Origin of the sequence: Marinilactibacillus sp. GCM10026970 (assembly GCF_042660675.1) — a bacterium.
GTDB lineage: Bacteria > Bacillota > Bacilli > Lactobacillales > Carnobacteriaceae_A > Marinilactibacillus.
Window position 1 is genome coordinate 70,123 of the sequence record NZ_JBHSUL010000003.1, and the last position, 12,924, is coordinate 83,046.

Sequence of the window (12,924 nt, forward strand, 5' to 3'; positions counted from 1 at the left end):
ATAAACCATCATACTATTGTTTTACTTTATCTACAATTCTTTTTGCGGTCAGTAAATCTAAAGGATAATACTTTTTTCTAAGTAATTTGATTGTTTTTATCTGATCATTTTCAATTTTAAACGTTTCTTTTGCAAAGTCTTCCAGTTCTTTTCGATCAAACTGAAACAAGCTTTTCAATCGGGTGATTTCTTTTTGTTTGCTCATATTTAACAATAGTAGTGCCACTATCATAACGAATAAACTAAGTGTCATGTTTACAACTTCTTTCTTAATTTGTATGGTAAAATCAATTGTACCTTAGGTTAAAAAAATAGCAAGGAGTTGATTGAACTGTCTTTTCCATTAAATGTTGTGGTTGCTGTTATCATCGCTTTAATACATGTTACTATATCTTTTAGTCTCAAATTACCTGCACTATATAAAAATAAGTTCCGATTCTATTCAATTTTTACCAGCTTACTTTTTATAGCCTTTTTATTTGGATTTTCTATTTACTTCAGTACTTCCATAGACTATGAAAATTATGGTCTCTATTTTGAGGGCTTGGCTGCTTTGTATTTGTTGTTAGTTGTCCTTTTATTAGCTACCTTGATTTTTCTACTTGTTCGTTGGGTACTCAAGTTAAGCGATTTTTCATTAGTGACAAGAAGTATCGCGGTTCTAAGTCCTAGCGTTCTCTTAATTGGAATGGGTGTTTTAGGATACGCTCCTTTCATGCTTTCTTTTTACGGTTTTGCTCCTTAAGCATATTATTTTCGATATTCTTTTTAAAGCGTTACTATGAAATCGTAGTAAATTGAACTTTAGGAGGAAGCAAGTTGAATAAAATAATTAAAGGTAAAAATGATGTTTCAATCGCTGTAAAGGATATGGGTTCAGGTTCACCTGTCGTATTTCTTCATGGTTGGCCATTAAATAATTTAATGTTTGAATATCAATACAACCATTTACTGGAACATGGATATCGTGTGATTGGAATTGATTTACGAGGTTATGGAGAATCAGATTTAGGCGTTGAAGGTTATGGTTATGATACTTTTGCAGATGATGTTAAAGCCGTTATTGAGGAATTAAACGTAACAGATGCTACACTTGTTGGATTTTCAATGGGTGGTGCTGCTGCAGTTAGATACATGTCACGTCATAACGGATTTGGGGTTAAAAAATTAGTCCTATTAGGTGCTGCGGCTCCAAGATTCACGCAAGGTCCTGACTATCCATACGGAATGGAAAAATCAGGCGTAGATGAACTGATTGAGCAAGCTAAAGTTGATCGCCCTAAAATGGTTACTGAGTTCGGATCACAATTGTTCAATAAAAAACCAAGTGATGCTTATGCAGATTGGGTTGCAAGTTTAGCCTTTACAGCCTCTTCTTACGGAACGATTCTTTCAGCAATCGCGTTAAGAGATGAAGATCTTTCTGAAGATCTGACCAAAATTTCAGTTCCTACTTTGATTGGCCATGGTAAAGAAGACCAAATATGCCCTTACGACTTTGCCGATTTAATGGACAAAGCAATTCCAAATAGTACATTGAAGACTTTTGAAGAAAGTGGTCATGGTATTTTCCACGATCAACCAGAAGAGTTGAATAATGCTTTACTAGATTTTATCCAAATGTAATCACTGATTCTTGAGATAAAAAATTGCGTACAAATACAGATAAATCGAAAAAGAGTGGACTCTTTAAATAGATTCCACTCTTTTTGTCGTTTAGTGGTGATTGCTGATTGAAGTCTACAACTTTATTTTAATCATACCTCTAAGTATGATTAAAAAATGAGTGTTACTTCGGCTTCGCCATCCTTAAAAATATCTGCAATACTTTTACCTTCTATAAATAATTTGCTTAAGGTTTCTTCACTAACTTCAGTAAATTCATCACCTATCTGAGTTGTTTCTTTCCATAACACATGCTTATCTTCATAGTGACTATCGAGAAAGTATTCTTTTCCAAGGTAATCGAATTGTACTTCTCTTCCCCATTCCAAGCAATGCATTAAGGTTTCTAAATTCATAGGACTGTCGTCCATATTTTCAATATCCTGAATAACCATTAAGCTTCCTCCGATATGTGTTAATCGTTTATTCTTATTGACACTTAACCAATTAAGTCTACAAGGAGAAATTGGGTTTCAATTACGGAGTAATAGCTTCTGAATTCATTTCACTATTTTTTATTCGTTATTGTAAGCCGCCCACAATTTAGCGATATCCAGTTTTTTCATTTTTAGCAAGGCTTCCATGTATCTTTTGATTTGTTCTGGACTACTCGTTTCAGATTCCATTTTGTCCATGTCTTTTGCAATAATCTGCCAAGATAATCCGAACTTATCTTGCAACCAACCACATTGTTCAGACTCTGGAAAGGCAGACAGTTTATCCCAATAATCATCCAGTTCATTTTGATCTTCACATTTGACCATTAAAGAAATGGCTTCGTTGAATTTGTAATCATGTTCTTCTTCGTCGTCCATCACTGCAAACCACTGATTCTCTATTTTAAATTCTGCATATACTCCATTTACTTCTCCAGCTTTACCTTCAACTGGAAAGTGTGATACTTCTCCTATTTGACTATTTTTAAATATAGAAGTATATAAGCGCATGGCTTCTTCTGCCTTACCAAATTGTTCACCTGAGAATAAAATGGAAGGTATCATTGCTGGTTTCTCTTCTTCTACTTCCTCTTCATCTACCAGTATTAATTGCCAAGTAAATCCATAACGGTCTTGAACGACCCCATACTTTTCACTGAAAGAAGTCGTTTCTAAAGGCGTTTCTACTTTTCCACCCTTTTTTAATGCGTCCCATAGCTCACTGATTTTCTGCGCTTTAGGATCTTCTGATAACTTGAACCGAACCATGAAGGAGATCAGTGAATTTGCTGTAAAATATGGCCCTCCACTAATAGCTGTAAAGTCATACCCACATAATTGAAAAGACACTAGATCAGCATCCCCCGAAGGTGTATCCGGTAAAGTCATTTTGTTGGTGATTTTTGAATTGGGAAATATAGATGTATAAAACTCAGCGGCTTCAAATGCTTCCGTGTCAAACCAGAGACTAGGAACAATTACTTGCGATGCTTTTGTCATGTTAATCCCTCCATAATCAATTCAAACGTTAGCGCAACGGTCATACTTTTATGTTTGACTATAGTTTAACACATGTTTTTTTAAAGTATAGTCTTATTTCTTTGCATAGAAAAAGATCAGAAATCTATTGATCTCTGATCTTTAACGCTTATAGACTAGACCGTTTCTTTTATATTTGTTTTCATCAGTTCATCAACATACTGAACGGTTTCTGGTTGGTTTTCTTCGATATCTTTGATTTTCTCTGCAAATTGAGGTAAATATTCTTTGTGTGCATAAAGTAATTCATCCAAGACCGTTTTCGCTATTCGTCCACCTGGAATTAACGGGTTTACCGTGAAGGCTTGTAAAGCAGCTCCGTAATTTCCTTCAATGGCTGCACGAATGACACTTTCTTCCATGCCTTTCATATTTTGAATGACACCTCTAGCGCCATCGTTTTCGAAGGTTCCCCAGTTGTATGGTTCAAAACCATGTGCTGTAACCACACCTGAAACTTCTACCGCACAGTCATATGGTAAATCAGTGATGGTTCCATTATTTTTAGTGGAAACAACCATTTCTGTGTGCTTGTCGTTTTGAATTGAAGCAATAATTTCACAGGCTGCATCACTATAATGCGTTCCCCCGCGTTGTGACAATTCTTCTGGTTTGTGGTCCAGATTCGGGTCTTTATACATTTCAAATAGGCGAGCTTCTGTTTCTTTAACAACTTGAGCTCTTGTTTCGCCGTTTTTAAATTCTTCAATAGAATGCTCAAGCATTTCATCTTCGATATAATAATAACGGTGATATCCACAAGGTAACATGTGTAAATCTTGAATTTGTTCGTAGTGGAATAAGGCACTGTGAATGTTTTTCAAGTGATTATCATCTTCATTTTGGTTCGGCCCATAAATCAAATCGATTAGCTCATCTGTACGCTCTTTTCCTGATTTATCCCAAACTCTGTGCCAGTGGAAGTGGTTGATTCCAGCAAATTTGAAAAACAACTCATCCGCTGGTAAATTCAGTTTTTCTGTAGCTGTTTTAACGTGACCAATCGGTACATTACATAATCCAACGGTTCTTTCCCAGCCGCCGTGTTTGATAGCTGCTTCTGTCACCATACCTGCTGGGTTTGTGAAGTTGACCAACCAAGCATCTGGACACTGTACTTTCATATCTTCGATAATATCTAATATAACTGGAATTGTACGAAACGCTTTCAAAATTCCGCCCGCTCCATTGGTTTCTTGACCAAGAATACCATGAGATAAAGGAATACGCTCATCTTTTACACGAGCATTCAACAAGCCAACACGGAATTGAGTCGTTACAAAGTCAGCGTCTTTTAAAGCTGTTTTACGGTCGAGGGTTAAAGTAACTTTCCAGTCAAGACCAGCAGCTTTGACCATTCGTTTTGCCATTGCACCTACGATATCCAGTTTTTCTTTACCATCTTCAATATCAACCAATACAATCTCGCTAATCGGTAATTCATCTTTACGTAAAATGTATCCTTCAATTAGTTCTGGTGTATAACTTGATCCTCCACCAATGGTTACGATCTTCAATCCATCTTTTGACATGTTTTTCTTCCTCCTAGGCTCTTTTGTTAATATAACGCTTTCATCTTTTTACATCTCTAACCTTATTCTATGTAATGGTTTACATGCAAGCGTTTTATTAAAAGAAAATAAATTTTACACTTTCTTAATGGAATGTGTTTATCTTTAGGTGTAAATATCACTTTTTACTGTGTGCAATCTTTTAGGGTTATCGAGATCAAATTATTATTTTTTTATATAACTTTTGTTATTATTAATTTATCGAAAGGAGAAGATTGATTTGTATAAAAAATATGTATGTAGAATAATGGCTATTAGTATAATCGGAGGGGTATTAGCAAGCTGTGCATCTGATTCGCAAGCAAGCGAAGATATATCTTCAGAAATAGTAGACAAGAGAACCTCTGGTAACGAAAAAGCTGACCAATCAAAAGATTCTGGAGAGGATTCAACTGCGGACTCTTCAGGAGAAGTAGACAATTCAACGGAAGAAAGTTCAAAAAATTATGAGTCCCCTACTTCTAATAACCCGTCCTCAGATATTTCCAAATTAAAAATGGATACTGATAAGGTACTGGTGCCGACTAGGTTCCCGAATAAAGAGAACGCTTCGGTATCTACTAATATCAAAAAAAACGAATCAAATCAGTATACGGTAGACTATTTGACGTATCAAAATCAATTACTTGCAGAAATTTCAGGAACACTGTATCCAGAAGCTCAATTGGCTCACGAAGATATAACTTCCTTTATTGAAGGAAAAACCATCAGCAAAATTGAGGAAAATCAAACGGACTTAGGTTATGGTATCAAAGGTTACGCTGAAGGTGCGGCGGGGACTCATTATTTTGGCTGGTCAGAAGGAAACTGGCAGTTCTTAATCCAAGCTTCTAGTGTAGACCAGTTGGATCTCCCTAATATTGCTAAGCAGATTGTAGAATATTTAGAACAGCATTATCTGCCTGCGCCGGACGACACAGGTTTGGTCTATATTGATTATCCATTAGGTTCAGATGAAGTCGGAATAGATATAAGATGGCAGGTCCAAGAGATGGTTTATCAAATGACGACATCCGAAGTACCACTCAGTGCACTAAAAATGATGACTTCAATAGAAGAATAAAATACGTACAGAAAGATTCGCCTAAAATTTTATTTTATAAAAAACACTCTTCCTACAGGAGTAGATTATCAAGCACCTACTTTTTACTGTATGAAGAGTGTTTTTAGTTATGATTAACGGTATAAAGGATATTGTTTTGTTAATTCACGAACAGCTTTTTTAATTTCACTTAATTGTACTTCATCTTCTTTGTTTTCTAGGGTTTGAACAATCAATTCCGCTACTTTCTTGCTCGCTGCTTCATCGAAACCTCTAGTTGTAATAGCTGGCGTACCAATACGAATACCACTTGTTTTAAATGGGCTAAGCGTTTCAAAAGGAATCGTGTTTTTATTTACAGTGATACCCACACTATCCAGTAAAGCTTCAGCTTGTTTCCCGTTCATCTCAAAATCCGTTACTTCTACTAATAATAAATGGTTATCTGTTCCACCACTAATCACGCGACCTTTAGAGTCATTAAAGACTTCGGCCATTGCTTTGGCGTTTTTAATGATTTGTTTTGTATAGTCTTTGAATTTTGGTTGTAAGGCTTCTTTGAAGGCAACCGCTTTTGCAGCAATCACATGTTCAAGGGGTCCACCTTGAATGCCAGGGAAAATTGCGCTATTCAAGCGTTTTGCATATGCCTCTTTTGCCAGAATTAATCCACCTCGTGGGCCTCTAAGTGTTTTGTGCGTTGTACTCGTTACAACATCTGCATAAGGCACGGGATTTGGATGTTCTCCGGTAGCAATCAAACCAGCGATATGCGCCATATCGACCATCAAGATTGCGCCTACTTCATCAGCGATTTCTCTGAATTTCTGGAAGTCGATTTCTCTTGGATAAGCACTGTAGCCTGTAATGATCAATTTAGGTTTGTGTTCTAGTGCCAACGCGCGAACTTGTTCAAAATCAATCGTCTCAGTTTCTTTGTCTACGCCATAAGGGACAACATTATAGAGTTTTCCACTGAAATTCACTTGTGACCCATGAGTCAAGTGTCCACCATGATTCAGATCCATTCCCATATACGTATCGCCAGGCTCTAAGAATGTCTGAAAAATCGCCATATTCGCTTGTGAACCAGAATGCGGTTGAACGTTAGCATATTCTGCGCCAAACAATTCTTTCACTCTATCAATGGCTAAATTTTCGACGATATCGACGAATTCACAGCCGCCGTAGTATCTTTTCCCAGGGTAACCTTCTGCATATTTATTTGTCAGTACGCTTCCCTGTGCTTGCATAACTTCTTCAGATACAAAGTTTTCGGAAGCGATCAATTCAATATTTTCTTCTTGTCTTGTTTTTTCTTGTTCTATTGCATCAAATACCTCTTGGTCAAAACTCACTGCATACAACTCCTCTAACTACTTTGGTATAGAAAGAGTATAGCACAGCTCAAGCCGAACAAACGCATGATCTTTGAAATTCCTTTTATAAAATATCCAATTATTCGTGTATAGAAAGTCTCGTCAAATTTCTGAAACAATCTTCAATAAATCAGACAATATCCAATCTCTATCATTGAATACCGTTTATTTCATGGTATACTTTATAAGAATACACGTTCGTTTTTCGAAATGATTTCTTAAAAGAAAGTAGGCTTATCATGAATTTTACTGCATTAGATTTTGAAACAGCCAATCGCAAGACCCATAGCGCCTGTTCTGTGGCCCTTACTGTTGTTAGAAACAATCAAATTGTTGATGAATTTTATACTTTAATCAATCCGGATACTTGGTTTGATGCTGGAAATATTCGCGTCCATGGTATAAGAGAACATGACGTTATAGATGCTCCCTATTTTCCGGAAGTATGGGAAAAAATGTCTGCTTATTTTACAGACGATCAGCTCGTTGTTGCACACAATATGTCGTTTGATAAAAGAATTCTCCTAGGCACACTAGATTATTACGGGATTCAGCATCCGCGTTTTCAAACTTTATGTACGGTTCAGTCTTCTAGAAGACTGCTTAAACAACTTCCTAATCACAAATTGAATACAGTAGCAGCACATTACGATATTCCTTTGAATCATCACCATGCATTGGATGATGCCAGAGCAAGTGCAAAAATTCTAATCAATCAAGAAAAAGAATACGGCACGGCTTCATTAAGAAGTCTCGTTAAGTTAGCATAAAAAAGAACAATCGGAGAAGCTGAGCTTCTAACCGATTGTTCTTTTTCTATACGAGTTTCCCCATCATACAAACCGGAAGGAATTCTCCATTATCTTTCACGCCTCTTTGCATAACACCTTCCAGTTCAAATCCATATTTTTTATATAAATGGATTGCTCGTTCATTTCTTTGTTGAACTTTTAATTCAACTCGTTTGATGACTTCAGACTCATCAGACCATTTCAGTACTTCTCTTAACAATTCTGTTCCGATTTTAAATCCCCAATACTCTTTATCTACGACAATACCCAATTCTCCAATATGTCTAATCTTGGGTTTGTCTACAGCATGAATCGTCGCCATACCAATAATTTCTTCTCCAAGTATCGCAACAATCAAACAGTTGATATCTGATTCATAGATTTCAGCAATATGATGGCTTTCTTCTTCAACTGTAAGACCAGATCCTTCCTCGCCCATTGTCATAAAGCCCGTTTGAAGTGCTGTTTTCTCAAGGCAGTTCAGTAAAGATTCTGCGTCTGATGGAATAGCTTCTCTAATACTGATTTCAATTTCTTCTCTCATGTTTCAACCCCTCTAATAAGCTTTCGTAAGCCTGCCCAACAGCAGTCAGCTTCAGTTCTCTTTTGTTTATATCTTCCAATGATGTCTTTAGCTGAATCAACAAATGTTCTTCTGGTAATTCTTCTTTTACAACAGATCCCCATTCAATCACACAGACGCCATTCCCCTCGAAATATTCATCTAGTCCCATTTCTTCTGCTCCTGTATCTTCTAAACGATACAAATCCATATGGTACAAGGGTAGACGTCCTTGGGTATACTCTCTAATCAAAGTGTATGTCGGACTTTTGATGACACGATCAATTCCCAAACCTTCTGCAAAGCCTTTTGTGAAAGTCGTTTTACCAGCACCCAATTCACCTTCTAGCAAAATTGTCATCCCTGGTTTCACGAGAGTAGCCAGTGTGGAAGCTAGTTTTTTTGTTTCGATTTCATTGTTCGTTCTGACAGTCTCCATGATTTCGCTTCTTCCTTTACATAATTTGAAATTATTTTACCATATCTATATCTGAAATCCTATCCTGTCCCCTATTCCAATATAAAGACAATGTTGTATTTAATTTTTTGAATAATTGGCTTGACTACGTTACCTGTACTGATTCGTTGTTAAAATTTTGCAGGATTTCTTTAACAATTTCTATATGTACAGTATGCTAGACATACTTATAGACAAGAGAAAGAGGTTGACTTATGACGAAACCATTTGACCGTACGCAAGACGGACTGTACTTCGCAGATTTTATAAGCAAACGACACGCCTCTCCAGAGGAGCTTATTGAAGAAAGCTTCAAACAAATTGAACAACAGAATCCCACTTTAAATACTGTTATTTCAACTAGAAAAGAAGCTGCGCTTAAAGAAGCACGCTCTAGAAAGTTCGCTGGTTTACCTTTTGGAGGTGTCCCGATTCTTTTAAAAGGACTGGGACAAAACCTTGAGGGAGAGCCGGCTACGTCTGGTGCGCGTATTCTAAAAGACGTCAAGGCGAAAAGAACGGCTCATTTCGTTACTGATCTGGAAAATGCTGGCTTTATTCCCATTGGACATACCAACATACCGGAATTCGGATTCACGAATATCACAAATCCTGAATTGTATGGACCAGCTAGAAACCCTTGGTCTAAGGACCGAACACCTGGTGGTTCAAGTGGTGGTGCAGCTGCGGCGGTCGCTTCCAATATGACTCCTGTCGCTGGTGCTAGTGATGGCGGCGGATCGATTCGGATTCCAGCTTCTTTTACCGGACTAGTCGGCTTGAAACCAACGCGTGGACGTACAGCAGTCGGTCCCGGTAGCGGTCGTGGCTGGCAAGGAGCTTCTATTAGTTTCGCCTTAACGAAATCAGTTCGTGATACAGCTGCTTTACTAGATGCCGTTCAAGTTGTTCAACCACAAGCAGCCTTTCAGACTCCTTTATTTGAAGCAGGTTATCGTTCCGTTTTGAACGATTCGTTCGCAAGTCCTTTAAAAATCGCTGTTAATCTAACAGCTCCAAGCCAGCATGCAATTTCTGAAGAAGCCATAAAAGCTGTTAAAGCTGCGGCAAACTGGTTTGAAGCCAAAGGTCATCAAGTTGTTGAAGCCAAGCCCAATATCGATACTCTTAGCCTGATGAAAAGTTATTATGCCATGAACGCTGGGGAGACAGCCGCCGTTTTTGAAGAATTGGAGCAAAGTTTTGGAACATCTTTTTCTTTAACGGATATGGAATTAATGACTTGGACTATACTGCAAGCTGGAAAGAAACTCCCCGCCGCGACTTACGCTCGTGCACTTGCTGAATGGGACAGTGCTGCAGAAAGTTACCACTATTTCCATCAAGAGTACGATATCTTGCTAGAGCCAGCCACAGCTGATGTTGCACCAAAGGTAGATCGTCCCTATTGGTCTGATTCACTGAAACGTCGGATGGAATACACACAAGACCATTCTTCTGACGAAGCTCAACAGATCATATGGGATATGTTTACACAGAGCTGGGATATTACTCCTTTTACGCAGCATGCTAACTTAACCGGGCAACCTGCAATTAGCCTGCCTACACACTTGACACCAGAAGGCCTTCCGCTCGGGATTCAATTGACTGCACCAAAAGGTCAGGAGTATCTTCTTTTACAAATTGGTCAACAAATGGAACTAGATGGACAATTCATCTAAAAATAGAGCCCTTCAAAGTTTTTCTCTTTGAAGGGCTCTTTGTATTTATTTTTTATCGTCTAGTGCTGTGTGTCCTCTGTATGCTTGCATCATCCAGATGGTTTTGTCCACTTGTGTTTTCTGAGCAATCAACATGTCATTTGATACATCATCATGTTCTTCATCTGTTAGTTTAATACCGTTTGAAAGTTCATCTCTTAAAACCTCAAAATCCGTGATCACATTATGGATCATTTCTTCTTCAGATAAGGTTCTTTCTTCAACGGATTCAGAAATCAGCGAATGCTCAAGAAATTCTTGTAACGTTGAATAAGGTTTCCCACCGAGAGCTAGTAGTCTCTCTGCTGTTTCATCCATTTGTTCCGTTAAATCATCATATAGTTCTTCCAATTTAGGGTGAAGAGAGAAAAAGTTCGGTCCTTTGATATACCAGTGTGCCTGATGCAATTTGATATAGAATAAACCTTGTGTAGCTACCAATGTATTTAAATATGCTTTTGATTTTTCACTTACCATAAATCTTCCTCCTATTTAATAATCATTCTAATCTAACTATAGAACTTCTATAACTACATGTCTACTAATTCGGCTTCCTTAGACAGCCAGTCTATATTTCGCTATAATACATAAGAAGCGTTAGACTTTTAAAATCTAGTATCCGGAGGTCATTATTTTGATTCAAGTCAAACAAGTCATTACAGGAACGATCGAAGAGAATTGTTATATTATTTATCAGGGAGACAAAGCCCTAATCGTTGATCCCGGTGACGAAACCAGCAAAATTAAAAACGAGATTGAAGAATTAGGTGTGTTACCTGTAGCCATCCTTTTAACGCACACTCATTTTGATCATATTGGTTCATTGGAAGCCATTCGAGTAGACTATGATATCCCAGTTTACGTAAGTCCCGAAGAACAGGAATGGCTAGGAGATCCAGAATTGAATCTATCCAATCATAAACCTTTCAGTGTAACAGCTAGTCCTGCTGAATACCTATTTGATCCGATTGAAACGCTGACCATCGAAGGCTTTGCTTTTGATGTTGTACCAACTCCTGGCCATTCGCCTGGTAGTGTCAGTTTTATTTTCCATGAAGATGCATTTGTTATTGCTGGCGATGCTCTATTTAAAGGTAGTGTTGGAAGAACGGATCTACCCGGAAGCGAGCCTTCGGTCCTACTTGATGGCATCAGAAAACACTTGTTTATACTAGCTGACGATTACGCAGTGTATCCAGGCCATGGACCGGATACAACGATTGGTTACGAAAAACATACAAATCCTTATTTTAAATGATTGTGAGGCAAAAATTTGAAACATATACTCATATTGCACACTGGTGGTACGATTTCCATGAGTACAGATCAGAGTACCGGAGTCGTCAAGCCAAGTTCTGAACATCCATTAAATGAATACAAATATGTATTTGATCAAGAAGTTAAATTAACCGAAGAAGATATCCTGCAATTACCTTCTCCACACATGACGCCTGCGGATATGCTGATTGTTAAAAATCGCATTCTTGAAGCCATACATGAAAGCGACATTGATGGCGTTGTGATTACACACGGAACGGATACATTAGAAGAAACAGCTTATTTTTTAGACTTAACCGTCCCCTCTTCGATTCCAATCGTTATGACGGGTGCTATGAGACCCACCAATGAGATTGGATCTGACGGTGTAAGAAATTTACAGAACGCGGTCTGGACAGCCATGTCAGACGACGCTGCTGATAAAGGTGTACTCGTCGTTATGAACGAAGAGATCCATGCAGCGCGGTATGTTACTAAAACGCATACGACGAATGTAGCGACATTTAGAACCCCAACTTTTGGACCTATCGGAATTGTTTCTAAAAAAGAAGTGATGTTTTTTCAAAAACTCATCAAAAAAGAATGTTTCCCTATTGATAGTGTGAACAAAGTGGTTCCTCTACTGAAAGCTTATGCTGGAATGGACGGTTTCCTCATAGAGTCTCTTGTCGAAAGTTCCATTGATGGTCTGGTTATTGAAGCACTTGGTGCTGGAAATATGCCTCCTGCTACATTAAAAGGGTTACACGCCTTGATTGAAAAAGGTGTCCCCATCGTTTTGACATCTCGAGCTTTTAATGGGATCGCTCAAGACATTTATGATTATGAAGGCGGCGGCAAGCAGCTTAAAAACGCTGGTGTCATTTTCGCTCCAGGTCTCAGCGGACCGAAAGCACGTCTAAAGTTACTTGTTGTACTGGAACAATCAACTGATCTAGATTATATAACGGAAGTATTTGAAAAAGTCTAAGTGACAAGTTAAC

Annotated in this window: 14 protein-coding genes; 6 read left to right on the forward strand and 8 right to left on the reverse strand. The window is 37.9% G+C overall.

Annotation, left to right across the window (positions count from 1 at the left end; translation table 11 throughout):
• Nucleotides 1-13: 13 nt before the first annotated feature.
• Nucleotides 14-253 (reverse strand): hypothetical protein, encoded by a 240-nt coding sequence (locus tag ACFP65_RS01815; protein ID WP_379915361.1) that lies wholly within the window; start codon nt 251-253, stop codon nt 14-16.
• A gap of 566 nt (nt 254-819) precedes the next feature.
• Between ACFP65_RS01815 and ACFP65_RS01820 the strand changes: the two genes are divergently transcribed.
• Complete coding sequence (locus ACFP65_RS01820) at nt 820-1,626, forward strand: alpha/beta fold hydrolase (RefSeq protein ID WP_379915363.1); 807 nt, start codon at nt 820-822, stop codon at nt 1,624-1,626.
• Between the two features lie 149 nt (nt 1,627-1,775).
• Here ACFP65_RS01820 and ACFP65_RS01825 read toward each other — a convergent pair whose 3' ends face one another.
• The 3 genes from ACFP65_RS01825 to ACFP65_RS01835 form a co-directional block, all read right to left on the reverse strand.
• On the reverse strand, nt 1,776-2,060 hold the full coding sequence (locus ACFP65_RS01825) for a hypothetical protein (RefSeq protein ID WP_379915365.1): 285 nt from the start codon (nt 2,058-2,060) through the stop codon (nt 1,776-1,778).
• Between the two features lie 120 nt (nt 2,061-2,180).
• Nucleotides 2,181-3,101, reverse strand: a complete 921-nt coding sequence (locus ACFP65_RS01830; RefSeq protein ID WP_379915367.1) for a VOC family protein — start codon at nt 3,099-3,101, stop codon at nt 2,181-2,183.
• 155 nt (nt 3,102-3,256) lie between these two features.
• Nucleotides 3,257-4,672, reverse strand: coding sequence for a 6-phospho-beta-glucosidase (locus ACFP65_RS01835; RefSeq protein ID WP_379915369.1), 1,416 nt, complete (start codon nt 4,670-4,672; stop codon nt 3,257-3,259).
• A 259-nt stretch (nt 4,673-4,931) separates the two neighbouring features.
• Between ACFP65_RS01835 and ACFP65_RS01840 the strand changes: the two genes are divergently transcribed.
• Complete coding sequence (locus tag ACFP65_RS01840) at nt 4,932-5,774, forward strand: hypothetical protein (protein ID WP_379915371.1); 843 nt, start codon at nt 4,932-4,934, stop codon at nt 5,772-5,774.
• A gap of 113 nt (nt 5,775-5,887) precedes the next feature.
• On the opposite strand, the gene glyA is transcribed toward ACFP65_RS01840, so the two are convergent.
• On the reverse strand, nt 5,888-7,111 hold the full coding sequence (gene glyA, locus ACFP65_RS01845) for a serine hydroxymethyltransferase (RefSeq protein WP_379915373.1): 1,224 nt from the start codon (nt 7,109-7,111) through the stop codon (nt 5,888-5,890).
• Nucleotides 7,112-7,371: 260 nt separating this feature from the next.
• On the opposite strand from glyA, the gene ACFP65_RS01850 reads away from it, so the two are divergent.
• Nucleotides 7,372-7,902 carry a 3'-5' exonuclease gene (locus tag ACFP65_RS01850; protein ID WP_379915375.1) on the forward strand — a complete coding sequence of 177 codons (531 nt, stop codon included), beginning with the start codon at nt 7,372-7,374 and terminating at the stop codon, nt 7,900-7,902.
• Nucleotides 7,903-7,948: 46 nt separating this feature from the next.
• Here the strand turns inward: ACFP65_RS01850 and ACFP65_RS01855 are convergent, their stop codons facing one another.
• Nucleotides 7,949-8,467: a GNAT family N-acetyltransferase gene (locus ACFP65_RS01855; RefSeq protein ID WP_379915377.1), complete on the reverse strand. Its 519-nt coding sequence runs from the start codon at nt 8,465-8,467 to the stop codon at nt 7,949-7,951.
• Entirely contained in the window at nt 8,451-8,924 is a 474-nt protein-coding gene (gene tsaE, locus ACFP65_RS01860) for a tRNA (adenosine(37)-N6)-threonylcarbamoyltransferase complex ATPase subunit type 1 TsaE (protein ID WP_379915379.1), read from the reverse strand. The genes ACFP65_RS01855 and tsaE overlap by 17 nt, the downstream gene beginning before the upstream one ends.
• 233 nt (nt 8,925-9,157) lie before the next feature.
• On the opposite strand from tsaE, the gene ACFP65_RS01865 reads away from it, so the two are divergent.
• A complete protein-coding gene (locus ACFP65_RS01865) occupies nt 9,158-10,624 on the forward strand; it encodes an amidase (protein WP_379915381.1) in 1,467 nt (488 codons plus the stop codon).
• A 45-nt stretch (nt 10,625-10,669) separates the two neighbouring features.
• On the opposite strand, the gene ACFP65_RS01870 is transcribed toward ACFP65_RS01865, so the two are convergent.
• Nucleotides 10,670-11,140, reverse strand: coding sequence for a Dps family protein (locus tag ACFP65_RS01870; protein WP_379915383.1), 471 nt, complete (start codon nt 11,138-11,140; stop codon nt 10,670-10,672).
• A gap of 160 nt (nt 11,141-11,300) precedes the next feature.
• On the opposite strand from ACFP65_RS01870, the gene ACFP65_RS01875 reads away from it, so the two are divergent.
• Entirely contained in the window at nt 11,301-11,921 is a 621-nt protein-coding gene (locus ACFP65_RS01875) for an MBL fold metallo-hydrolase (RefSeq protein WP_379915422.1), read from the forward strand.
• 15 nt (nt 11,922-11,936) lie between these two features.
• Nucleotides 11,937-12,911 (forward strand): asparaginase, encoded by a 975-nt coding sequence (locus ACFP65_RS01880; protein WP_379915385.1) that lies wholly within the window; start codon nt 11,937-11,939, stop codon nt 12,909-12,911.
• Nucleotides 12,912-12,924 lie beyond the last annotated feature (13 nt).

What these genes read in the sequence shown, in the direction of transcription:
- tsaE (WP_379915379.1), bottom strand. Translation starts at nt 8,924, where the DNA reads ATGGAGACTGTCAGAACGAACAATGAAATCGAAACAAAAAAACTAGCT.
- ACFP65_RS01865 (WP_379915381.1), top strand. Translation starts at nt 9,158, where the DNA reads ATGACGAAACCATTTGACCGTACGCAAGACGGACTGTACTTCGCAGAT.
- ACFP65_RS01870 (WP_379915383.1), bottom strand. Translation starts at nt 11,140, where the DNA reads ATGGTAAGTGAAAAATCAAAAGCATATTTAAATACATTGGTAGCTACA.
- ACFP65_RS01825 (WP_379915365.1), bottom strand. Translation starts at nt 2,060, where the DNA reads ATGGTTATTCAGGATATTGAAAATATGGACGACAGTCCTATGAATTTA.
- ACFP65_RS01850 (WP_379915375.1), top strand. Translation starts at nt 7,372, where the DNA reads ATGAATTTTACTGCATTAGATTTTGAAACAGCCAATCGCAAGACCCAT.
- ACFP65_RS01855 (WP_379915377.1), bottom strand. Translation starts at nt 8,467, where the DNA reads ATGAGAGAAGAAATTGAAATCAGTATTAGAGAAGCTATTCCATCAGAC.
- ACFP65_RS01835 (WP_379915369.1), bottom strand. Translation starts at nt 4,672, where the DNA reads ATGTCAAAAGATGGATTGAAGATCGTAACCATTGGTGGAGGATCAAGT.
- ACFP65_RS01815 (WP_379915361.1), bottom strand. Translation starts at nt 253, where the DNA reads ATGACACTTAGTTTATTCGTTATGATAGTGGCACTACTATTGTTAAAT.
- ACFP65_RS01830 (WP_379915367.1), bottom strand. Translation starts at nt 3,101, where the DNA reads ATGACAAAAGCATCGCAAGTAATTGTTCCTAGTCTCTGGTTTGACACG.